Annotated in this window: 16 protein-coding genes; 8 read left to right on the forward strand and 8 right to left on the reverse strand. The window is 67.9% G+C overall.

The window, feature by feature from the left end; all coding sequences use genetic code 11:
• Positions 1-9: 9 nt before the first annotated feature.
• The 7 genes from ACUSIJ_RS05660 (at position 10) to ACUSIJ_RS05690 (ending at position 7767) form a co-directional block, all read left to right on the forward strand.
• On the forward strand, positions 10-858 hold the full coding sequence (locus ACUSIJ_RS05660; protein WP_449307406.1) for an amino acid ABC transporter ATP-binding protein: 849 nt from the start codon (positions 10-12) through the stop codon (positions 856-858).
• A 75-nt stretch (positions 859-933) separates the two neighbouring features.
• Complete coding sequence (locus ACUSIJ_RS05665) at positions 934-1953, forward strand: agmatinase family protein (RefSeq protein WP_449307407.1); 1020 nt, start codon at positions 934-936, stop codon at positions 1951-1953.
• 54 nt (positions 1954-2007) lie between these two features.
• Positions 2008-2952 carry an agmatinase gene (gene speB / locus ACUSIJ_RS05670; RefSeq protein WP_449307408.1) on the forward strand — a complete coding sequence of 315 codons (945 nt, stop codon included), beginning with the start codon at positions 2008-2010 and terminating at the stop codon, positions 2950-2952.
• 201 nt (positions 2953-3153) lie between these two features.
• Positions 3154-4500, forward strand: a complete 1347-nt coding sequence (locus ACUSIJ_RS05675) for a sigma-54-dependent transcriptional regulator (protein ID WP_449307409.1) — start codon at positions 3154-3156, stop codon at positions 4498-4500.
• A gap of 205 nt (positions 4501-4705) precedes the next feature.
• Positions 4706-5680, forward strand: a complete 975-nt coding sequence (locus tag ACUSIJ_RS05680; protein WP_449307410.1) for a tripartite tricarboxylate transporter substrate-binding protein — start codon at positions 4706-4708, stop codon at positions 5678-5680.
• A 91-nt stretch (positions 5681-5771) separates the two neighbouring features.
• Positions 5772-6248, forward strand: coding sequence for a tripartite tricarboxylate transporter TctB family protein (locus ACUSIJ_RS05685; RefSeq protein ID WP_449307411.1), 477 nt, complete (start codon positions 5772-5774; stop codon positions 6246-6248).
• 10 nt (positions 6249-6258) lie between these two features.
• Positions 6259-7767 carry a tripartite tricarboxylate transporter permease gene (locus ACUSIJ_RS05690; protein WP_449307412.1) on the forward strand — a complete coding sequence of 503 codons (1509 nt, stop codon included), beginning with the start codon at positions 6259-6261 and terminating at the stop codon, positions 7765-7767.
• A 15-nt stretch (positions 7768-7782) separates the two neighbouring features.
• Here the strand turns inward: ACUSIJ_RS05690 and ACUSIJ_RS05695 are convergent, their stop codons facing one another.
• Entirely contained in the window at positions 7783-9861 is a 2079-nt protein-coding gene (locus tag ACUSIJ_RS05695) for a heavy metal translocating P-type ATPase (RefSeq protein WP_449307413.1), read from the reverse strand.
• Positions 9862-10119: 258 nt separating this feature from the next.
• On the opposite strand from ACUSIJ_RS05695, the gene ACUSIJ_RS05700 reads away from it, so the two are divergent.
• Complete coding sequence (locus ACUSIJ_RS05700) at positions 10120-11307, forward strand: molybdopterin molybdotransferase MoeA (RefSeq protein WP_449307414.1); 1188 nt, start codon at positions 10120-10122, stop codon at positions 11305-11307.
• Between the two features lie 18 nt (positions 11308-11325).
• Here the strand turns inward: ACUSIJ_RS05700 and ACUSIJ_RS05705 are convergent, their stop codons facing one another.
• The 7 genes from ACUSIJ_RS05705 to ACUSIJ_RS05735 form a co-directional block, all read right to left on the reverse strand.
• Entirely contained in the window at positions 11326-11532 is a 207-nt protein-coding gene (locus ACUSIJ_RS05705) for a TOBE domain-containing protein (protein ID WP_449307415.1), read from the reverse strand.
• Positions 11533-11653: 121 nt separating this feature from the next.
• Entirely contained in the window at positions 11654-12781 is a 1128-nt protein-coding gene (locus ACUSIJ_RS05710) for a peptidylprolyl isomerase (protein ID WP_449307416.1), read from the reverse strand.
• Positions 12778-13530, reverse strand: coding sequence for a respiratory nitrate reductase subunit gamma (gene narI, locus ACUSIJ_RS05715; protein WP_449307417.1), 753 nt, complete (start codon positions 13528-13530; stop codon positions 12778-12780). Before narI ends, ACUSIJ_RS05710 begins: the two co-directional genes overlap by 4 nt.
• Before the next feature lie 3 nt (positions 13531-13533).
• A complete protein-coding gene (narJ, locus tag ACUSIJ_RS05720) occupies positions 13534-14226 on the reverse strand; it encodes a nitrate reductase molybdenum cofactor assembly chaperone (RefSeq protein ID WP_449307418.1) in 693 nt (230 codons plus the stop codon).
• A gap of 2 nt (positions 14227-14228) precedes the next feature.
• Positions 14229-15764, reverse strand: coding sequence for a nitrate reductase subunit beta (narH, locus tag ACUSIJ_RS05725; RefSeq protein ID WP_449307419.1), 1536 nt, complete (start codon positions 15762-15764; stop codon positions 14229-14231).
• On the reverse strand, positions 15761-19507 hold the full coding sequence (locus tag ACUSIJ_RS05730; protein ID WP_449307420.1) for a nitrate reductase subunit alpha: 3747 nt from the start codon (positions 19505-19507) through the stop codon (positions 15761-15763). Before ACUSIJ_RS05730 ends, narH begins: the two co-directional genes overlap by 4 nt.
• A gap of 14 nt (positions 19508-19521) precedes the next feature.
• Positions 19522-22269: a nitrate/nitrite transporter gene (locus tag ACUSIJ_RS05735; protein WP_449307421.1), complete on the reverse strand. Its 2748-nt coding sequence runs from the start codon at positions 22267-22269 to the stop codon at positions 19522-19524.
• Positions 22270-22386 lie beyond the last annotated feature (117 nt).

Here is a 22386-nt window from a genome sequence, read left to right on the forward strand (position 1 = left end):
ATGAAAGCGATGGCCACTGAAAACACCACGCCCGTCATCAAGGTACGGAATCTGACGAAGGAATTCGGTACGTTTACCGCCTTGTCGGGCATCACGCTCGACATCGACCCGTCGGAGGTCGTCTGCATCATCGGGCCGTCGGGGTCGGGCAAGAGCACGTTGCTGAGGTGCATGAGCTTCCTCGAGGAGTACACCAGCGGCGAAATCGAGATCGAGGGCCGGCTGCTCGGCTACAGGAAGAGCGCTGCGGGCATGGTCCGCGACAGCGAGCGCAACATCGACGACGTGCGCCGCAACGTCGGCATGGTCTTTCAGCACTTCAACCTGTGGCCGCACATGACGGCCCTCGACAACGTGACGCTGGGGCTGCGCCTGTCCAAGCGCGTTCCGGACGCGAAGGCGCGGGAAATCGGGCAGAACGCGCTGGCGCGGGTCGGCCTTGGCGATTTCGCCGGCCGTTATCCCTCGCAGCTCTCCGGCGGCCAGCAGCAGCGTGTCGGCATTGCCCGCGCGCTGGCGATGGGGCCGCACGTGATCCTGTTCGACGAACCCACCTCGGCGCTCGATCCGCAACTCGTCGGCGAGGTTCTCGACACCATGAAGCAACTGGCGGTTGCGGGGATCACCATGGTGGTGGTGACCCACGAGATGGGCTTCGCCGCCCAGGTCGCCGACCGTGTCGTCTTCATGGACCAGGGCAGGATCATCGAGCAGGGCAAGCCATCGACGCTCTTCATGCAGCCGCAGAGCGCCCGCCTGCGGGAGTTCCTCGATACCTGGCGGCAGCGCAACATGCTGTTCCAGGCGGATCCGGCGCCGCCGGCCGCCGCCGGCGGCTACCAGATCTCGGACGCATGACCCGTGCCGGCGTGCCGGCGTGCCGGATATCGCCCCTTCACCGTCTGCTTTCGAACTGAAGTGCAGGATGACATCATGAGAGAGGCTCTGAGCCCCGCAGGCGTTCCCCGCATCTATGGCGACGTGCCGCCCTTCATGGCCTTCCCGTACGTGGCCGATCTCGCCGGGCTTGCTGCCGACGCGGTCGTGGTCGGGATGCCCTTCGACGGGATCGCGACCTTTCGCGGCGGCGCGACGCGGCGCGCTCCCCAGGAAATTCGCAAGTATTCCCTTCTCTACGGCACCTACAGTCTCGACTGGGACCTCGACCTGTCGGCGCACGTGTCCGTCGCCGACATCGGCGATATCGACGTCGTTCCGGGCGACAACGCCGCGAGCTACGCCCGCCTCGAGTCGCGGCTGGCGTCCGTGTTGGCCGGCGGAGCGATCCCGCTGACGATCGGCGGCGATCACGGCATCAGCTATCCGGCCGTGCGTGCCGTGGCGGCAGCCGGCGATACGCCCCTCGGGCTGATCGTCTTCGATACCCACCTCGATCTCAGCGAATCCTTCGCCGGAGACCGTCTCACCCGTGCCTCGCCCCTGCTGCGCATCGCCGAGCTCGACAAGGTGGATCCCCGCCGCATCGTCGTGATCGGCGCGCGCGGACCGCGCAACCTGCCGGAATGGACCTCGCTCTATCGCACCCTCGGCATCACCGTGTTCTCGATGGAGGAGGTCGAACGCCTGGGCATCGAAACCGTTGCCGAGCACGCGCGCCGGATCGCAGGCAGGGACGGTGCGCGTCTCTACATCAGCCTCGATATCGACGGCGTCGACCCCGCGTTCGCGCCGGCCACGAACAGTCCCGAAGCAGGTGGGCTGACCGCCCGCGAGATCATCCGCGGCGTCAGGATTGCGGCGAGGGACGGCTTTGCCGGCTTCGATCTGGTGGAGGTATCGCCGGACTTCGATTCCGCCAGCGGCACGACCAGCGTCCTGGCCGGCCGCCTGCTGGCGGAGGCCCTGTTCTGCCTCGCGGCGGAACGGGCAGGGCGGAAGGATGCCTGGCGCACCGCCCACCACACCGGGATCGCGAGAGGGCGGACAGCATGAATCGTCGACGGCCCATTCGGGCCCGCGACCCGATCGCATGAAGGAGACAGCGCGATGAGCATTGCCGATTTTCAGCCACTCGATTCCGGAAGCGTGCCGCGCTTCGCCGGACCCGCGACCTTCATGCGCCTGCCGATGGCGCGTCCCGCCGAGGTCGATATCGCCCTGATCGGCATTCCCTTCGACGGCGGCACCACCAACCGCACCGGCGCGCGCCACGGGCCGCGCGAAATCCGCAACCAGTCGAGCCTTGTCCGGCGTGCCCATCATGTCACCGGGCGTTCTCCGTTCGACAGCGCGCGCGTTGGCGACTGCGGCGACGTGGCAGTGAGTCCGCTCGATCTGCACGGCGCGCTGGACACGATAACGGCGTTTTTCACCGCCATCCGTGAGGCCGGGGCAAGACCGCTCGCGGTCGGCGGCGACCATCTGGTCACGCTGCCCATCCTGCGCGGCATCGTCAGGGAACCGTCGGGCCTCATTCATTTCGACGCCCATTCAGACACGTACGACAGTTTCTTCGGCAACCGCTACAATCACGGCACGCCGTTTCGCCGCGCCGTCGAGGAAGGGCTGCTCGATCCCGCGCGCATGGTGCAGATCGGCGTGCGGGGGGCGATCTCGGAGGCGGGAAACTACGATTTCGCCCGCGATGCCGGTATCAGGATCATCTTCATCGAGGAGTTCATGGCGCGCGGCGTGGCGGATGTCATGGCCGAGGCGCGGCGCATCGTCGGCGACGCGCCGACCTATGTCTCGTTCGATATCGACGTGCTCGATCCGTCGTTCGCCCCGGGCACGGGCACTCCCGAGATCGGCGGTGTGACCACGCGGGAGGCGCAGGCCATGGTCCGCTCCCTCGCCGGCCTCGACATCATCGGCGCGGATCTGGTCGAGGTCTCGCCCCCCCTCGATCCCTCCGGCGTCACCGCGCTGACCGGTGCGACGCTGCTGTTCGAACTGCTCTGCGTCATGGCGGACCGCAACCCGCCGGGATGACGTGGCCGCTGCCCGTCCGGTCCTGAAAACGGGAGTTGCGCGGCAAAATCAGCCCATTACAATGCTACGAGCATGGCCGGTTTCGACGGCCGGGAGCGAATCTTGGCCGCGGGCCGACGGCTGGGCTTGATGAGCGCCTGGGTCAGCACGACAGCCATAGCCGCATCGCCTGCGCGCGGAACGAGGGGATGGGGCGGCACGATGATCGAGCGTGTTCTCCTGATCGACGACGATGAGCCGTTGCGCCGCTCGACCGCGCAGGCACTCGAAATGGCGGGCTTCGCCGTCGAGGCGCTGGGCTCCGGCGAGGAGGCGCTGGCGCTTGCGGGCCCCGGTTTCGCGGGAGTGGTGATCACCGAGCTGCACATGCCGGACGTGGACGGCATGACGCTTCTCGGGCGGCTGCACGAGGTCGATCCGGACATTCCGGTTATCCTGGTGGCCGGGCATGCCGAGGTCCAGCTTGCCGTCGAGGCGATCCGCCGGCGCGCCTATGACTTCATCGAGAAACCCTTCGTCGTGCAGGAATTGGCCAATGTCATCCGCCGCGCGGTCGGCCACCGCGCGCTGGTGCTGGAGAACCGCCGCCTGCGCGCCGTCGCCGGCAAGCGCGACGACGTCGAGGCGCGGCTGCCGGGGCGCACGCAGGCCATGGTCGACTTGCGCCATCGCCTGCGCGCCATCGGCGCCTCGGACGCGGATGCGCTGATCATCGGACCCACGGGCGCGGGCAAGGAGGTCGTGGCGCGAACGCTGCACGACATCTCGGCCCGTTCGGGGCGGCCCTTCGTCGCGATCAATTGTGCGGCCCTGCCCGAAGCCCTGATCGAAAGCGAGCTGTTCGGTCATGAGGCCGGGGCCTTTGCCGGGGCGCTGCGGGCGCGCTACGGCAAGTTCGAACATGCCCGCGGCGGCACGGTGCTTCTGGACGAGATCGGCTCGATGCCCCCGGAGCTGCAGGCCAAGCTGCTGCGGGTGTTGCAGGAGCGCCTCATCACGCGTCTCGGCTCGAACGATCCCGTGCCGCTCGACGTGCGCTTCGTCGCGACCAGCAAGGTCGATCTGGCGACCCTCGTCGCCACCGGGCAATTCCGTGAGGACCTGTTCTGGCGGCTGAACGTGGCCGTCCTGCACGTCCCGCCGCTGTCCGCGCGCCGCGAGGACATCCCGCTGCTGTTCCTGCAGCTCGTCCGCGAATCCGCCGCCCGTCACAAGCTGGCCGAGCGCGAGGTGCCGCCCGCTTATCTCTCGGGGCTTGCCGCCCAGGACTGGCCCGGCAATGTCCGCCAGCTGCGCAATCTGGCCGAGCGTCTCGTGCTCGGATTGGAGGACCCCTATGCCGGCGGCGCACAGGGTGCGCGCCTGCCCGAACGCGTCGCCGAATTCGAGCGCAGCCTGATTGCGGGGGCAATCGCCGCCCATGGTGGCAGGCTGAGGGCGGTCTACGAGACGCTGGGAATCTCGCGCAAGACGCTCTACGAGAAGATGCGCAAATACAGACTCGACCGTCGCCTGCTTGTGGATGCCGCCGATGGCGAGACATCCTGACGACGTTAAATGGGTGGATATTCACCCATTTCAAACTCATCTTGTCCCCGTTTCCACCCATTTTTATGCTTCGGGGCACTAAAGCAGGGTCGGGGATGCCGATTGCATCTGGCGAAGGCGCCGGGCGACCGCAATCTTTCTCCTATCGATATCGGCCGCGCATTTGGAAACATATGCGCCATCAAGCCGGAAATGGGGAGGAATCATGGTTGTTTCCAGGCTCATCGGCGCCTTGTGCGCCGTCGCAATGCTGAGCGCGCCCGCCTTTGCTCAGGATTTCCCGCAACGTCCCATCACAATGGTCGTGCCCTTCTCGGCGGGCGGGCCGACGGATACCGTGGCGCGTCTGGTGGCGGAACGCATGTCGGTCGATCTCGGCCGTCAGGTCATCGTCGAGAACGTCGGCGGCGCGGGCGGCACGCTCGGCGCGGGTCAGGTCGCGAAAGCCGAACCCGATGGCTATACGGTGCTGCTGCACCATATCGGCATGGCAACGTCGGCCACCCTCTATCGCAACCTCGCCTACGATACGCTGCAGGCGTTCGAGTATGTGGGCCTCGTGACCGAGGTGCCGATGGTGGTCGTGGCCAAGCAGGATTTCCCGCCGGACGACTTCAAGGGCTTCATCGACCACGTCAAGGCCAATGCGGATTCGCTGACCCTGGCCAATGCGGGGATCGGCTCGGCCTCGCATCTGTGCGGCATGCTGCTGATGCAGTCGCTGGACGTGCCGCTGGTGACGGTGCCCTACAAGGGCACGGGGCCGGCCATGACCGATCTGCTCGGCGGGCAGGTCGATATCATGTGCGACCAGACCACCAATACGACGCAGCAGATCCAGGGCGGCACGGTCAAGGCCTATGCGGTGACCACGCCGGAGCGGCTCGCTCTGTTCCCCGACCTGCCGACCGCCGCGGAAAGCGGCCTCAAGGCGCTCGAAGTCACGATCTGGCACGGCGTCTATACGCCCAAAGGCACGCCCGCCGAGGTGAACGTGCGTCTGTCGCGGGCGCTGCAATTCGCGCTCGCGGATGAGCGGCTGGGCAAGGCGCTGGCGGATCTCGGAACGGCCCCCTCGCCGGCCGAGGACGTGACGCCCGAGGCGTTGAAGGCCAAGCTCGAGGCCGAGATCGAGCGCTGGAGGCCGGTGATCGAGGCCGCGGGCGTTTACGCCGACTGATCCGCAATGCCCCGCCGCCCTGCCGGTTCGCGCGCGGACAACGCGTCAGACCGGCAAGTGCGGCGGGGCGCATCGGGAGGCGACAGAGCGCATGTCCACAAAACCCAGAGACAATACGGATCTCGTCACAGGCATCCTGCTGATGGCGGCGGCCGCGTTTTTCGGCTGGCAGGCGACGGAGCTGCAATTTGGCACCGCGGTCCGGATGGGGCCGGGGTATTTCCCCGTGGTGCTGTCCGGGCTTCTGTTCCTGCTCGGGCTGCTCGTCTTCGTGAAATCCTTCGGCCGCGCAGGCGAGCCTTTCGGCTCGATCGCCTGGCGCGGGATGCTGTTCATCCTGCCCGCGCCGATCTTTTTCGGCCTCACGGTGCGCGGCCTGGGGTTCGTGCCTGCATTGTTCGTCACGACGCTGATCGCTTCGCAGGCCTCGGTCAAGATGCGGCCCGTGCCCGCGTTGGTCCTTGCGGTGGTGGTGACCGCGCTGTCGACGCTGATGTTCAGCTACGGCCTCAGCCTGCCTTTCCGGCGAATTGGCCCGTGGATCCCGTTCTCCTGGGCCCAGTTCTGAGGGGCACTTCATGGATCTGTTGAACAATCTTGCCCTCGGTCTCAGCGTTGCCTCATCGCTCGCCAACCTGTTCTTTTGCCTGTGCGGCGTGCTTCTCGGCACACTGGTCGGCGTGCTGCCGGGCATCGGCGCCACCGCGACCATCGCCATGCTGCTGCCGATCACCTTCCAGCTTGAGCCGGTCAGCTCGCTCATCATGCTGGCCGGGATCTACTACGGCGCGCAGTATGGCGGCTCGACCACGGCGATCCTGATCAACATGCCCGGCGAAAGCTCATCGGCGGTGACCGCGATCGACGGCTACCAGATGGCGCGGAAGGGCAAGGCCGGCGCGGCGCTGGCGACGGCGGCTCTCGGGTCGTTCTTTGCCGGCACGGTCTCGACCTTCCTGGTGGCGATCTTCGCGCCGCCGCTGACGGCCGTGGCGCTGAAGTTCGGGGCGGCGGACTATTTCTCGCTGATGGTGCTCGGTCTCGTGATGTCGGTGGCGCTCGCCCACGGCCCCGTCCTGAAGGCGCTGGCGATGGTCGTGCTGGGCCTGCTGCTCGGCATGGTCGGCACCGACATCTACACCGGCACGCCGCGCTTCACGATGGGGATCACGCAATATGCCGACGGGCTCAACTTCGTGGCGCTCGCCGTCGGGGTTTTCGGCATCGCGGAGATCCTGCGCAATCTCGAGGATGAGCGCGAGCGCGACGTCATCACCCGCAAGATCGAGCGCCTGATGCCGACGCGCGACGAGTTCCGCGCCATGATCGGCCCGGTGCTGCGCGGCACGGGCGTGGGCTCGGTTCTCGGCATCCTGCCGGGGGGCGGGGCGATCCTGGCCTCGTTCGCCTCCTATACGGTCGAGAAGAAGCTGTCGAAAACGCCCCAGGAATTCGGCCGCGGCGCGATCGCTGGCGTGGCGGGACCGGAGAGCGCCAACAATGCCGGCGCGCAGACGAGCTTCATCCCGCTGCTGACGCTCGGCATTCCGGCCAATCCGGTGATGGCGCTGATGGTCGGCGCCATGATCATCCAGGGCATCGTGCCGGGCCCGAAGGTGGTCACCGATCAGCCGGCGCTGTTCTGGGGCATCATCGTCAGCATGTGGATCGGCAATCTGATGCTGGTGGTGCTGAACCTGCCGCTGATCGGCCTCTGGGTGAAGCTGCTGACGGTGCCGTATTCCGTGCTGTTCCCGATCATCATGGCGATGTGCTCGATCGGGGTCTATTCGGTCGCCTCGAACACGTTCGACCTTTATGCCGTCGCCTTCTTCGGGCTGCTCGGCTACGTCATGTCCAAGCTGCGCTGCGAGCCGGCGCCGCTGCTTCTGGGCTTCGTGCTGGGGCCGCTGCTGGAGGAGAACCTGCGCCGGGCGATGATCCTGTCGCGGGGGGACCCGATGACCTTCGTGACGCGTCCGATCAGCGCCGGGCTGCTGCTTGCGGCGCTTGCCGTGCTCGTGCTGGTCTTCCTGCCGCAGATCCGCCAGCGCCGCGACGAGGTCTTCAGCGAAAGCGAGGCATGACCCGTTAGCCGCTCCTCACGTCCCGGTGCGGTAGAACTTGAGCAACTGCGCGTTGATCGCGACGATGATGGTGCTCGCCGACATGAAGACCGCGCCGACCGCCGGCGTCATCAGGAAGCCGGTGCCGAAGGTGATGCCCGCCGCCATCGGAATGGCGAACGCGTTGTAGGCGGTCGCCCAGATCAGGTTCTGCACCATCTTGCGGTAGGTGGCGCGCGACAGGCCGAGGATCGCCGCCACGTCGCGGGGATCGCTGCGGACGAGAACGACGTCGGCCGATTCCACGGCCACGTCGGTGCCCGCGCCTATGGCGACGCCGAGATCGGCCTGCACCAGGGCGGGCGCGTCGTTGACGCCGTCGCCGACCATCGCGACCCGCAGGCCGCGCGCCTGAAGCTCCTTGATCCTTGCCGACTTCTGATCGGGCAGGACCTGCGCGAAATAGTCGGCGATGCCGAGCTCCTTCGAAACCCTTTTCGCAACCCCTGCGGCATCGCCGGTCAGCATGAAGGGCTGTACGCCGAGCCGCTTCAATTCCGCCACGGCGTCGCGCGACTCCGGGCGCACGATATCCGCCAGTGCGATGAGCGCGCGCGGCTCGCCGCCGCGCACCAGCACGACGACCGTCTTGCCGTGCCTCTCCAGCGACGCGACGGTGTTGCCGCCGACCGGTTTGCCCTGGCGGGCGAGGTGGCCGGGGCTGACGATGCGCACCTCCTCGCCCTCCACCGTTGCCGCTATGCCCTCGCCGGTGAGGTTCTGCACGTCGCTTGCCTGCGGCAGGTCGAGCCCGCGCCGCTTCGCCTCGGTGACGATGCCCTGGGCGATGGGATGCTCCGACCGGCTCTCGGCGGCGGCGGCGTAGCGCAGTTCCGTCGCCTCGTCATCCCCCGCCAGCAGCACGATATCGCTGACGCCGAACCGGCCCTCGGTGAGGGTGCCGGTCTTGTCGAACACCACGGCATCGAGATGGCGCGCGCGCTCGAAGGCGGCGCGGTCGCGGATCAGCAGGCCGTTGCCGGCGCTGAGCGACGTGCTCACCGCCACCACGAGCGGAACGGCAAGCCCGAGCGCATGCGGGCAGGCGATCACCATCACGGTGACCATGCGCTCGACGGCGAAGGCGAAGGACTGGCCGAGCGAGAGCCAGACGACGAGCGTGCCGAGACCCGCCCCGAGTGCGATATAGGTCAGCCACGCGGCGGCGCGGTTGGCGAGGTCCTGCGTGCGCGAGCGGCTCGCCTGCGCTTCCCGCACCAGATTGATGACCTGCGAGAGATAGGTGTCGTCCCCCGTGGCGGTGACCTCGATCGTGACCGAACCCGCGCCGTTGATCGCGCCGCCGATGGCGTTGTCGCCGCGCGCCTTGGACACGGGCCGCGACTCGCCGGTGAGCATCGCCTCGTTGAACGACGTCGCGCCCTCGACGATCCTGCCGTCCACCGGGACCCTGCCGCCCGGGCGGACGAGAACGCGCTCGCCCGCCTTCAGAGCCGTGACCGGAACCTCCCGCGTCGTGCCGTCCGCGTCGAGGATCGTCGCCGTATCGGGCAGCAGCCTGACGAGTTCCTCCAGCGCGCGCGACGCGCCCATCACCGAGCGCATCTCAAGCCAGTGGCCGAGCAGCATGATGGCGATCAGCGTCACCAGCTCCCAGTAGAAGGCTTCGCCGGGCAGGCCGAAGGTGACGGCGGCGGAGTAGAAATAGGCGGCGGAAATCGCCAGCGCGATGAGCGTCATCATGCCGGGCTGCCGGTCGCGCAATTCGGACGTGAAGCCGGTCAGGAACGGCCGTCCGCCATAGACGTAGACGATGGTCGACAGGGCGAAGAGCACCCAGTCGCTGCCCGGAAACGGCGATGCCTCGCCGAGCCCGAACCAGTGCCGGATCATGGGCGACAGGAAAAGGACGGGCGGCGTCAGCACCAGCGACACCCAGAAACGGCGCCGGAAATCCGCGATCATGGCGGCATGGTCGTGGCCGCCGTGGGCGGCATGCGTGGCGCCTGCGGCAGCGGCGCCGGCATGGTGAGGGGCGTGCGCATGGCCGTGATGGTGGTCGCCGTGCCCGGCGTGGTGATTGTGGTCGCTCATTGGCTTTGAACTCCGGCGTGGACGAATGCTGTTCCCGATGCGGGGTGGACGGGCCTCGTCCGCCCCCTGCTCCGCACGCTGCGCTAAATGCTAAATCTTGTACCGTCCGGGGTCGTTTGAGCTGTATCATAGGTGCGCTTGATTGCCGACAAGCCGTCCCGGTCTCCGCCCTGCTATGAGGATCAAGGCCGTGCGTTGCGGCGATGTGCGCCTCGTGCCGAGATCCGGCGGGCGTTGGGACGATTGGCAGGCAGCGACATGATTTCATACGACGAAGCCGTCACACTTGTCCGGCAGCAGGCGACGCCCCTCGAGGCGGAGCAGGTGCCGGTCGAACAGGCGGCCGGCCGCGTTCTCGCCCGGCCCGTCGTCGCATCGCGGACGACGCCGGTTGCTCCCACGTCCGCCATGGACGGCTATGCCGTGCGCGACGAGGATGTCGCCCGCGCACCGGTCGAGCTGCGGATCGCCGGCGAATCCCGTGCCGGACGGCCGTTCGCCGGCCGCGCCGGGGCGGGCGCGTGCGTGCGGATCTTTACCGGTGCGCAGGTGCCGCCCGGTTTCGACCGCGTCGTTATCCAGGAGGAGGTCAGCCAGTCGAACGGGCTCGCCGTCTTCAGCCGGCCGCCGTCGGGCGGGCGGCACATCCGCGCCGCCGGTTCGGACTTCTTCGCCGGCGAGACGGTCCTGCCGACCGGCATCGTGCTCACGCCCCAGGCGCTGATCGCCGCCGCCGGCGCCGATGTCGGCGAGGTGTGGGCGGTGCGCCGGCCGCGCGTCGCCATCCTCGCCACGGGCGACGAACTCGCGGTTCCGGGCACCGCGCATCAGCGGCTGGGGGCGGTCCCCGACAGCGTGTCGATCGGCGTCGCGGCGCTGGCTGAAGCCCATGGCGGCGTGGTCGTCCGGCGCCATCGCGTCGCGGACGTTATCGAGGCGCTCGAAGAGGCGGCGGACAAGGCGCTGGCGGACAGCGACATCGTCGTCGTGTCGGGCGGCGCTTCCGTGGGCGAGCGCGACTACGCGCGCGACATGTTTCGCCGCCACGGGCTGGAATACGTGTTCTCGAAGGTGGCCATCAAGCCGGGGAAACCCGTGTGGCTCGGCCGCGCGCAGGGGCGCATCGTCGTGGGGCTGCCCGGCAATCCGGGCTCGGCGCTGGTGACGGCGCGGCTCTTTCTCGCCCCGCTGCTGGCGGGACTGTCGGGACGGGCGCCGGCCGTCGCATGGCAATGGCGGCAGGCGCGCCTCGGCGAGAACGCGCCGGAAGTGGGCGGCCGCGAGACCTTCTACCGCGGGCAACTGCGCGAGGGCGGCGCGGTTTTCGTCGGCAATCAGGATTCGAGCGCGCAGGCGGCGCTGGGCGCGAGCGACGTCCTCATCCGGCGCGCGGCCGACGCCGGCCCGTTGCCCGCGGGCGAGGAAGTCTCCGTCCTCGCCATATGACACGCCGCCGTGCGCGGCTCAATCCGTTCCGACGATGACGTCGGAGGCCTTGATGATGGCGTAGGCGTGCTGGCCGACTTGCAGTTTCAGATCGTCCACGGCTTCGTTGGTGATGGACGAGGTGATGATCTTGCCGCCGACGTCGATCCGCACATGGGCGGTGGTCGCGCCTTTCACGATTTCGACGATCGTGCCTTCGAGTATGTTGCGCGCGCTGACTTTCATGACATGCCCTCCAGTTCGGCTGCTGCCCCGCGATGTGCGAGCGCCATCATACACGTGCGGACGGATGCCGGCATCCTCCGCCCAGGGCGCGCAGACGGAATGCGGCCGGCGCGGCCCGCGCTCACGTCGTCCGGATCACGGTGCGCGTGCGCCTCGGCGGCACCAGCTTGCTGCGCAACATGAAGCGCAGGGCGGCGAGTACCGGGTCGGAGCCGTTCCGGGCGGCCGATATCAGCGACGTCCATGCCTCGTCGCCGGCGCCTGCGACGAAAGCGCGCGCCTCGCGCTGCACGAAGCCGGCCACGTCCGCGCCCTCCGCTTGCGCGAGACTGCGCGCGCGGGCGAGCAGGTCGGGATCGGCACCGGCAAGCCATGCCTCGAACCGCGTCAGCGTGGCGGCGTCCGCGCCCAGCACCTGCCCGAGCGTCAGCGTCGGCTTGGCCACCGCGCCCTCGTCGGTGAGCGAGGCGACGATGCCCTTGCCCTGGGCGCGGTCCGCGAGCTCCCGCGCGTAGCGGCCGGCGGCACGCACCCACGCCCGGCTGTCGAGATGGAGCCGGATGGTCTCATGGACATGGGCGAAAGGCAGCACCGCGCCGCGCACCCGCCGGTCCAGCCGCAGGATGTGCCAGCCGTAGCGCGAACGCACGGGCACCGGCGCGATCTCGCCCTCGTCGAGCGCGGCGAGCACCGCCTCGACCGCCTGGTCGAGGTCGCCGGTCTGCATCTGCCCGAGATGCCCGCCCGCCTTGCCGGTGGGACAGTCGGACGCGTCACGGGCGATGTCGGCGAAGGCCTCCGGCTCGCGGGCAAGGCGCTGCAACGCCGCTTCGGCGCGCAGGCGGGCGTCGTGGAGAGCCCCGTGCGCGTCGTCGGCGTCGCGGTCGGGCGCGAACAGGATGTGGGCCGCGTCGTAGAGGTCGGGCGCGCGGAAGCTGTCGCGGTGGGCCTCGTAGAAGCGCAGGCAGGCGGCGCTGTCGGCCGGTTCCACCTCCACCTCGCGGCTGAGAACGGCGCGGATCAGCGCCTCCTCCGCCGTTTCCTCGCGGCCTTCGTCATCCCGTTCCGGTATCGGCGAAAGCCCGAGTTCCCGCGCCCGCGCCAATAGCAGGGCGCGGGCGGCGAGCGCCCGGGCGGCGGCCTCGCGCGCCGCCTTCGCGCTCCGGGCGGGATGGTGCTGCGCTTCCGCTGCGATCAGCGCCTCCGGAATCTCGACGCCGTCCATGACGATGCAGGGGACGCTTCTCATTCCGCGGGCTCCGGATGTCTCGCCTTGCCGAGATCGCGGCGGGTGCGCACGAGTTGCCAGCCGCGCCGGTTGAGATACCAGACCGGCGCGGAGAGCATGTGCACGAGGCGGGTGAACGGAAACACCAGCAGGATGGTGAGGCCGATGAAGAGGTGCGCCTTGAAGATCCAGTGCGCATCCGCGACGTAGGCGGCGGCACCGGGGCGGAGGCTGAAGATACCCTGCGCCCAGAGCATGAACTTCACCATCTCGCCGCCGTCGAGGTGCCGCAGCGACACCGGGATGGTCAGGAGCCCCAGCGCGAGCTGCGCCGTCAGCAGGATGAGGATGGCGATGTCGGAGAACGACGACGTCTGGCGGATGCGCGGATCGAACAGCCGCCGGTGCAGCAGCATCAGCGCCCCCACCATGCAGGCGATGCCCGCGACGCCGCCCACGACGATGGCGAGCACCTGCTTCTGGCCGTGGCCGATGCCGATGAAGTCGAACACCTGAATGGGCGTCAGCAGGCCGACGAAGTGGCCGAAGAAGACGACGAGAATCCCTAAGTGGAACAGCGTCGATCCCCAGACGAGCTGCTTGCGGCGCAGGAGCTGGGACGAGCCGGAGCGCCAGGTGTATTGCTCGCGGTCGAAGCGGACGATCGAGCCGACGGCAAGCGTCGTCAGCGCGATATAGGGATAGTAGCCGAACACCGCCTGCGTGATCCAGCCGATGTCGCCGGCGGCAGTGATGGGTTCTGCGGCCATGTCTCACACTCCCTTGTTCATCTGGCGGATGAAGCTGTCGGCCTTCGGACAGCCGGCCTCGCCGGGGCCGAAATTGACCGGCTCGTCCATCCATGCCCTGTCGACCTGGTCGAGGTCGTCGGGGTCCTCGTCGGGTTCGGCGAGCAGTGCGCGCAGCGCCTCCCGGTCGGCGCGCTCGCCGGCGAGCGCGGTGAGCGCGCCGAACACCGCCCGGTAGGGGCTGGCGCGCTTCTTCAGCCGCTCCGCCAGCGCCTCCAGCACATGCGCCGCCTCGGCGAGCAGCGGGGCCGCCTCGCCCGCCGGGCGGGTGGCGAGGAAATCGAGGAACACCGGCAGGTAGTCCGGCAGCTCCTGCGACGACGGTTCGAGCCCGCGCGAACGGTAGAGGGCATTGAGCGCCGCCATCGCCTGCCCGCGCTCGCGGCTCTCGCCGTGGACGTGCTCGTAGAGGTTGAGCGACAGCGAGCGGGTGCGGTCGAACAGCTTGACGTAGCGCTCCTGCAGGGTGAGGAGGTCGCCGGCCGCGAGTTCGCCCGCGAGCCTGTCCAGCGCCGCAACGAGATGGTCCGGCAGGCCGCTTTCGGTGCGGAGGACGTCCATGACCGCCGGGACGGACATCTGGGTGTCCTCCGTAGGGTAGCACAGGAAGGCGGCCAGCGCCCGGTAGGTTCGGGGGGAGGGGAGCGGTCGCGCCATGGTCATGCCTCCACCGGGGTGTCGGCCGGAGTGTGGCCGTGCTGGTGCTTCGGCTTGCCGAACAGTCCGACGTCGGAATTGCCCGGGCCGCAGCCGTTGCCGAAGGTGAAGCCGCAATCGCCACGCAGGTCGAAGGCGTCCTCGCTGGTCTCGCGGTGCACGGTGGGGATCACGAACCGGTCCTCGTAATTGGCGATGGCGAGATAGCGGTACATCTCCTCGATCTGCGCCGCGGTGAGCTGCACCCGTTCGGCCGCCGGATGGTCGATGACGCCCTCGACGGTCTTGGCGCGCATGAAGGCGCGCATGGCGAGCATGCGCCGCAATGCCAGTTCGATGGGCGCTTCCTTGCCGGCGGTCAGCAGGTTGGCGAGGTAACGCACCGGGATGCGCAGGCTTTTGACGTCCGGCATCTCGCCGTCCATCTCCAGCACGCCGGCGGCGGCCGCCGACTGGATGGGCGAGAGCGGGGGCACGTACCACACCATGGGCAGCGTGCGGTACTCGGGATGCAACGGGAAGGCGATCTTCCAGTCGATCGCCATCTTGTAGACCGGGCTGCGGCGCGCGGCCTCGAGCCACGCCTCGGCAATGCCGTCGGCGCGCGCCTGCCTGATGACGGCGGGATCGTCGGGATCGAGGAACAGGCCGAGCTGCGCCTCGTAGAGGTCCTGCTCCTTCTCGGCGGAGGCGGCTTCCTCGATGCGGTCGGCGTCGTAGAGGAGGACGCCGAGATAGCGGATGCGCCCCACGCAGGTTTCCGAGCAGACGGTCGGCTGCCCCACCTCGATGCGCGGATAGCACAGGGTGCATTTCTCGGATTTGCCGGAGTCCCAGTTGTAGTAGATCTTCTTGTAGGGACAGGCGGACACGCACATGCGCCAGCCCCGGCACTTGTCCTGGTCGATGAGGACGATGCCGTCCTCCTCCCGCTTGTAGATCGCGCCCGACGGGCAGGCGGCGACGCAGGTCGGGTTGAGGCAGTGCTCGCACAGGCGCGGCAGATACATCATGAAGGTGTTTTCATAGGCGCCGTAGATTTCGGTCTCTATGCCGTCGAAATTGTAGTCCCTGGCCCGCTTCTCGAACTCGCCGCCGAGGATCTCCTCCCAGTTCGGCCCCCATTCGATCTTCTCGATACGCTCGCCGGTGATCTTCGAGCGCGGCCGGGCGGTGGGGAACGCCTTCAGCTCCGGCGCGGTCTGCAGGTGGGCGTAGTCGAAGTCGAACGGCTCGTAATAATCGTCGATCTCCGGCAGGTCGGGATTGGCGAAGATCTTGGACAGGATGCGCCATTTGGCGCCCATGCGCGGCTCGATGCGGCCGTTCCTGCGCCGCCGCCAGCCGCCGTTCCAGCGCTTCTGGTTCTCCCAGTCCTTGGGATAGCCGATGCCGGGCTTGGTCTCGACGTTGTTGAACCAGGCGTATTCGACGCCGTCGCGGTTGGTCCACACGTTCTTGCAGGTGACGGAACAGGTGTGGCAGCCGATGCACTTGTCCAGATTGAGGACCATGGCGATTTGCGCGCGGATCTTCATCGGGTGAGCTCCTTATCTGCAACCGATTCCCCCGTGGTCAGCGGCTCCTCGAGCCAGTCGATCGTCTTCATCTTGCGCAGGACGACGAACTCGTCGCGGTTGGAGCCGACGGTGCCGTAGTAGTTGAAGCTGTAGGCGAGCTGGGCGTAGCCGCCGATCATGTGCGTGGGCTTGAGGATGGTGCGGGTCACCGAATTGTGGATGCCGCCGCGCTGGCCGGTGATCTCGGAACCGGGCGTGTTAACGATCTTCTCCTGCGCGTGGTACATGAATATCGTCCCCTCGCGGATGCGCTGCGACACCACGGCACGCGCCGTGAGCGCGCCGTTGGCGTTGAACGCCTCCACCCAGTCGTTGTCCCTGATGCCGGCCTTCGCCGCATCGGTTTCGGAGATCCACACCACCGGCCCGCCCCGGTTGAGGGTGAGCATCAGGAGGTTGTCGGTGTAGGTGGAGTGGATGCCCCATTTCTGGTGGGGTGTGATGAAGTTGAGGATGATCTCGGTTTCGCCGTTGGGTTTGAGTCCCTTGACGTGGGTTGTCTTGAGATCGACCGGCGGCCGGTAGACGACGAGCGCCTCGCCGAAGGCCCGCATCCACGGATGGTCCTGATAGAGCTGCTGGCGGCCGCTGATGGTGCGCCACGGGATCAGCTCGTGGACGTTGGTGTAGCCCGCCGTGTAGCACACGTGCTCGCTCTCGATGCCCGACCAGATCGGCGAGGTGATGATCTTGCGCGGCTGGGCGACGATATCGCGAAAACGGATCTTCTCGTCTTCCTTGGGGTCCGCGAGATGGGTGTGATCGCGCCCGGTGAGCTTGCCGAGCGCCTGCCATGCCTTCACCGCCACCTCGCCGTTGGTCTCGGGCGCGAGCATCAGCACAACCTCGCAGGCGTCGATGTCGGTATCGATCTTCGCGAGGCCCTTCGTCGGGCCTTCCTCCAGCACCTCGCCGTTGAGCGCCTTCAGCAGATCGACCTCGTGCTCCGTCCGCCAGGCGATGCCCTTGCCGCCGTTGCCGACCTTGGCCATCAGCGGGCCGACCGAGGTGAAGCGCTTGTAGACGTTGGGATAGTCGCGCTCGACGACGGCGACCGCCGGCATGGTCTTGCCGGGGATGGGCTCGCACTCGCCCCTGTACCAGTCGCGCACGTCGAGCGATTGGGCGAGTTCGCCGGGGCTGTCGTGCTGGATGGGGGTGAGCACCACGTCCTGCTCCTTGCCCAGCACCTCCGGCGCGACGGCCGAGAACGCCCTGGCGATGGACTTGAAGATCTCCCAGTCCGAGCGCGCCTCCCACGCCGGATCCACCGCCGCGCCGAGCGGGTGAATGAAGGGATGCATGTCGGAGGTGTTGAGGTCGTTCTTCTCGTACCACGTCGCCGTCGGCAGCACGATGTCGGAATAGACGGCGGTCGTCGACATGCGGAAGTCGAGCGTCACCAGGAGGTCGAGCTTGCCCTGCGGGGCCTCGTCGCGCCATGCGACGTCGCGCGGCTTCTCGCGCCCCGCCTCGCCGAGATCCTTGCCCTGCACGCCATGGGAGGCGCCGAGCAGGTGCTTGAGGAAATATTCGTGCCCCTTGCCGGAGGAGCCGAGCAGGTTCGAGCGCCAGACGAACATGTTGCGCGGCCAGTTCTGCGGATGGTCGGGGTCCATGCACGACATGTCGAGCCGCCCGGCCTTCAACTCGCGTGCCACGTATTCGCCGCCAGGGACGCCCTCGGCGGCGGCGGCCCTGGCGACGTCGAGCGGGTTGGTCTTCAGCGCCGGCGCCGAGGGCAGCCAGCCGAGACGCTCGGACTTCGCGTTGTAGTCGATGAACGCGCCGGCCCAGTCGCCGTCCGGCGCGGTGGGCGACAGGATCTCGCTCGTCGCCACCGTCTCGTAGCGCCACTGGTCGGTGTGGGCGTAGAAGAACGAGGTCGAGTTCTGCTGGCGCGGCGGGCGCGCCCAGTCGGTGGCGAAGGCGAGCGGCACCCAGCCGGTTTGCGGGCGCAGCTTCTCCTGCCCCACGTAGTGCGACCAGCCGCCGCCCGACTGGCCGACGCAGCCGCACAGCACCAGCATGTTGATGGCGGCGCGGTAGTTCATGTCCATGTGGTACCAGTGGTTCATCGCCGCGCCGATGATGATCATCGACTTGCCGTTCGTCTTCTCGGCATTGGTGGCGAAGCCGCGCGCGGTGGCGATGATCTGGTCGCGCGGCACGGATGTGATCGCCTCCGCCCAGGCGGGGGAATAGGGCGCGACGTCGTCGTAGGAAGCGGGCATGTGATCGCCGCCCAAACCCTGATCGACGCCGTAATTGGCCAGGAACAGGTCGTAGACGCTCGCCACCAGCGCCTCGCCGTCCCTCAAGGCGAGGCGCTTCACCGGCACGTTGCGGGTGAGCACGTCGGGGTGGTCGGTGGCGGCGAAGCCGTTGCTCGCCGTGCCGCCGAAATAGGGGAAGCGCACGCCCGCCACCGCGTCATGCACGCCCTTGAGCCCGAGGCGCAGCGTGACGGCCTCGCCTGCGGCCGCGCGTTCGAGGTTCCACTTGCCGTCCTCGCCCCAGCGGAAGCCGATGGAGCCGTTGGGCACGACGATGCGGCCCGAGACCTCGTCGATGGCGACGGTCTTCCAGTCCGGATTGTTGGCCTCGCCGAGATCGTCGGTGAAGTCGCAGGCGCGCAGGAGGCGGTCCGGCACATAGCTGCCGTCCCTGGGCACGAGCCGCACCAGCAGCGGCAGGTCGCTGTATTGGCGCACGTATTCGCGGAAATAGGGCACCTGCCGGTCGACGTGGAACTCCTTCAGGATGACGTGGCCGAAGGCCATGCCGAGCGCCGCGTCCGTGCCCTGCTTGACGGCGATCCACAGGTCGGCGAACTTCGACGCCTCGGAATAGTCCGGGCAGATGACGACCGATTTCGCGCCGCGATAGCGCGTCTCCGTATAGAAATGCGCGTCCGGCGTGCGGGTCTGCGGCACGTTCGAGCCCCACAGGATGAGGAAGCTCGAATTGTACCAGTCGGCGCTCTCGGCCACGTCCGTCTGCTCGCCCCACGTCTGCGGCGAGGCGGGCGGCAGGTCGCAGTACCAGTCGTAGAACGAGCCGCAGACGCCGCCGATCAGCTGCAGGTAGCGCGCGCCCGCCGCATACGAGATCATCGACATCGCCGGGATGGGCGAGAAGCCGAACACGCGGTCCGGGCCGTATTTCCTGATGGTGTAGGCGTTGGCCGCGCCGATGATCTCGGTCAGCTCCTCCCAATGCGCGCGCACGAAGCCGCCGGCGCCGCGCACCTCGATATAATCCTTGCGCTTCGCGGCGTCCTCCTGAATGGAGGCCCAGGCGGCGACGGGCGTGCGCGTGGCGCGCGCCTCGCGCCACAGCCGCAGCAGGCGGGAGCGGATGAGCGGGTACTTCACCCGGTTGGCGGAATAGAGATACCAGCTGTAGCTCGCCCCGCGCGAGCAGCCGCGCGGCTCGTGGTTGGGCAGGTCGGGGCGGGTGCGCGGGTAGTCGGTCTGCTGCGTCTCCCAGGTGACGATGCCGCCCTTGACGTAGATCTTCCACGAGCAGGAGCCGGTGCAGTTCACGCCGTGGGTGGAGCGCACGATCTTGTCGTGCCGCCAGCGGTTGCGGTATGCCTCCTCCCACGAGCGGTCGTCGTTGGTCAGCACCCCGTGCTTGTTGGAGAAAGTCTCCGTCTTGCGGGTGAAGAACAGCAGGCGATCGAGGGTATGGCTCATTGTGGAGCTCCTTGTCAGTGCGCCGTCAGCGGGCCGGGATGGGGTGTCGGTGTGCCGGGTCTGGGCCGGTTCTCCTCATCGTGCAGCAGCCCGCCGGGGCGCGCGTAGACGAACCAGGTGATCGCCAGGCACGAGATGTAGAACACCAGGAAGATGGCGAGCGCCGGCACGGCGGTGCCCGCGGACGAGAGGGAGAGGCCGAAGCCCATCGGGATGAAGAATGCGCCATAGGCCGCGATCGCGGAGGTGAAGCCGGTGATCGCGGCGCTCTCGCGCGCCGCCTCCTGCACGGCCTCCTCCCGCGACAGGTGCGGCTCGAGACGCGCCACCTCCTTGCGCATGATCACCGGGATCATCTGGAAGGTGGAGGCGTTGCCGACGCCGCTGCCGATGAACAGCAGGATGAAGCTGGCGAAAAAGCCCGTGAACGACCCCATGCCGGCAAACCAGATGACCCCGACGATGCCCACCGACATGGCGGCGAACACGCCGAGCGTGACCTTCGCGCCGCCGACCCGGTCGGCGAGCCCGCCGCTGAACGAGCGCGCGAGCGCGCCGACGAGCGGGCCAAGGAAGGCGAGCTGCAGCGCGTTCACCTCCGGGAACTGGATGCGCGACAGCAGCGGGAAGGCGGCGGAAAAGCCGATGAACGAGCCGAACGTGCCGGTGTAGAGCCAGCACATGATCCAGTTGTGGGTGCGCCGGAAGATCACCGCCTGCTCGGCGAAAGAGGCCTTGGCGGCGGCGAGGTCGTTCATGCCGAACCACGCCGCGAACGCCGAGGCGATGATGAACGGCACCCAGATGAACCCCGCGTTCTGCAGGAACAGCGTCGTGGTCTCGCCGTCACTGACGATGGTCTGCGGCGCGCCGCCGAGGCTGCCGAACACCGCGAAGGTGATGGCGATCGGCACCAGGAACTGCATGGCGCTGACGCCCAGATTCCCGAGCCCGGCATTGAGCGCCAGCGCGTTGCCCTTCTGCGAGCGCGGGAAGAAGAAGCCGATATTGGCCATCGACGAGGCGAAGTTGCCGCCGCCGAAGCCGCACAGCAGCGCGAGCAGCAGCAGGATCCAGTAGGGCGTCTCGGGGTTCTGCACCGCAAAGCCGATGCCGAGCGCCGGCAGGATCAGCGACCACGTCGACAGGGTCGTCCACAGCCGCCCGCCGAAGATCGGCACCATGAAGCTGTAGAAGATGCGCAGCGTCGCCCCCGACAGGCCGGGCACGGCGGCGAGCCAGAAGAGCTGGTTGGTGGTGAGATCGAAGCCGATGCGCGGCAGCTGCGACACCACCACCGACCACACCATCCACACCGCGAACGACAGGAACAGCGCCGAGATCGATATCCACAGGTTGCGGGTGGCGATCCTCCTGCCGGTTTCCTCCCAGAACACCGGATCGTCCGGCCGCCAGTCCTCGATGACCGCGCCCTTGAGCGCGCCGGCGGTCGCGGCGGTGTGGATCGGCTGCATCTCCGGCAGGGCGGGCAGATCGCGGGCGGGGACGCCCGCGGCTTCGGCCTCCATCTGGCGGATGGCGACATGCATCCAGACGAGCGAAACGGTGGCGATCAGGAACAGCAGCATGAAGCAGCTCTGCGCGATGCCGGTCAGATCGTTCAACAGGCCGAAGACGATGGGCAGGATGAAGCCGCCGAGGCCGCCGATCATGCCGACGAGCCCGCCGACCGCCCCCATATCCTTCGGGTAGTAGATCGGGATGTGCTTGTAGACCGCGGCCTTGCCCAGGCTCATGAAGAAGCCCAGCACGAAGATGATGACGACGAAGGCCACGGGCCCCGTCTCGATGCGGAAATCGATCGGTCCGCGGATGCCGTCCACGACGTAGGTCGTGGGCGGATAGGACAGCAGGAACGTGGTGACGACGGAGACGGAGAACGTCCAGTACATGACCTTGCGTGCGCCCACCCTGTCGGCCAGGTGCCCGCCGTAGATGCGGAACAGCGAGGCGGGAACGGAATAGGCGGCGGCGACGAGGCCGGCTGTCTTGACGTCGAAATGATAGTTGGCGACGAGATAGCGCGGCAGCCACAGCGACAGCGCCACGAACGCCCCGAAGACAAAGAAGTAATAGAGCGAGAACCGCCAGACCTGGATGTTCTTCAGCGGCGCGAACTGCTCGGCGAAGGGGCGCGGCTTCGCGCCGGTGCGCCGGCGCTCGGCGAGATCGGGATCGTCGCGGGTGGTGAGGAAGGTGATGATGCCGACGACCGCGAGCGCCACAGCCCAGACCTGGGCGACGACGTTCCAGCCGAAGGCGACCATGACGACGGGCGCCAGGAACTTGGTGACGGCCGCGCCGACGTTGCCGGCGCCGACGATGCCGAGCGCCGTTCCCTGCAGGCGGGCGGGGAAGAACTTCGATACATAGGTCGTGGAGACGGTGAAGGAGCCGCCGGCGATGCCGATGCCGAGCGCCGCGATCAGGAACTGCCAATAGGTTTGCGCATAGGCCAGCAGAAAGGTCGCGACCGCCGCCGACAGCATCACGATGAGCTGCATGACGCGGCCGCCGAACTGATCCGTCCACACGCCGAGAACGAGGCGGATGAGCGAACCGGTCAGAATGGGCGTGCCGACGAGCAGGCCGAACTCGGTCTCGCTGAGGCCGAGTTGGCGCTGGATGTCGATGCCGATGATCGAGAAAATCGTCCAGACGGCGAAGCACGCCGTAAAGGCCGTGGTGCTCATCCACAATGCGGAACGGGCACCCTGAGCCGGCTGGTCCAATGTGGTCATGATGGCTCCCTCGCGGACTTGTCTCCGGCGTGGCACCGGCGGGAGCATGCCCGCCGGCCACCCGGAATCTGTCCATCAGCCGGCACCATCACCCGAAGGGCGGCAATCGGACTTGAC

This window comes from Pseudochelatococcus sp. B33, from assembly GCF_053570585.1.

What these genes read in the sequence shown, in the direction of transcription:
- speB (WP_449307408.1), top strand. Translation starts at nt 2,008, where the DNA reads ATGAGCATTGCCGATTTTCAGCCACTCGATTCCGGAAGCGTGCCGCGC.
- ACUSIJ_RS05705 (WP_449307415.1), bottom strand. Translation starts at nt 11,532, where the DNA reads ATGAAAGTCAGCGCGCGCAACATACTCGAAGGCACGATCGTCGAAATC.
- narJ (WP_449307418.1), bottom strand. Translation starts at nt 14,226, where the DNA reads ATGGCGCGACCGCTCCCCTCCCCCCGAACCTACCGGGCGCTGGCCGCC.
- ACUSIJ_RS05735 (WP_449307421.1), bottom strand. Translation starts at nt 22,269, where the DNA reads ATGACCACATTGGACCAGCCGGCTCAGGGTGCCCGTTCCGCATTGTGG.
- ACUSIJ_RS05690 (WP_449307412.1), top strand. Translation starts at nt 6,259, where the DNA reads ATGGATCTGTTGAACAATCTTGCCCTCGGTCTCAGCGTTGCCTCATCG.
- ACUSIJ_RS05700 (WP_449307414.1), top strand. Translation starts at nt 10,120, where the DNA reads ATGATTTCATACGACGAAGCCGTCACACTTGTCCGGCAGCAGGCGACG.
- ACUSIJ_RS05730 (WP_449307420.1), bottom strand. Translation starts at nt 19,507, where the DNA reads ATGAGCCATACCCTCGATCGCCTGCTGTTCTTCACCCGCAAGACGGAG.
- narI (WP_449307417.1), bottom strand. Translation starts at nt 13,530, where the DNA reads ATGGCCGCAGAACCCATCACTGCCGCCGGCGACATCGGCTGGATCACG.
- ACUSIJ_RS05685 (WP_449307411.1), top strand. Translation starts at nt 5,772, where the DNA reads ATGTCCACAAAACCCAGAGACAATACGGATCTCGTCACAGGCATCCTG.
- ACUSIJ_RS05710 (WP_449307416.1), bottom strand. Translation starts at nt 12,781, where the DNA reads ATGAGAAGCGTCCCCTGCATCGTCATGGACGGCGTCGAGATTCCGGAG.
- ACUSIJ_RS05675 (WP_449307409.1), top strand. Translation starts at nt 3,154, where the DNA reads ATGATCGAGCGTGTTCTCCTGATCGACGACGATGAGCCGTTGCGCCGC.
- narH (WP_449307419.1), bottom strand. Translation starts at nt 15,764, where the DNA reads ATGAAGATCCGCGCGCAAATCGCCATGGTCCTCAATCTGGACAAGTGC.
- ACUSIJ_RS05680 (WP_449307410.1), top strand. Translation starts at nt 4,706, where the DNA reads ATGGTTGTTTCCAGGCTCATCGGCGCCTTGTGCGCCGTCGCAATGCTG.
- ACUSIJ_RS05660 (WP_449307406.1), top strand. Translation starts at nt 10, where the DNA reads ATGGCCACTGAAAACACCACGCCCGTCATCAAGGTACGGAATCTGACG.
- ACUSIJ_RS05665 (WP_449307407.1), top strand. Translation starts at nt 934, where the DNA reads ATGAGAGAGGCTCTGAGCCCCGCAGGCGTTCCCCGCATCTATGGCGAC.
- ACUSIJ_RS05695 (WP_449307413.1), bottom strand. Translation starts at nt 9,861, where the DNA reads ATGAGCGACCACAATCACCACGCCGGGCACGGCGACCACCATCACGGC.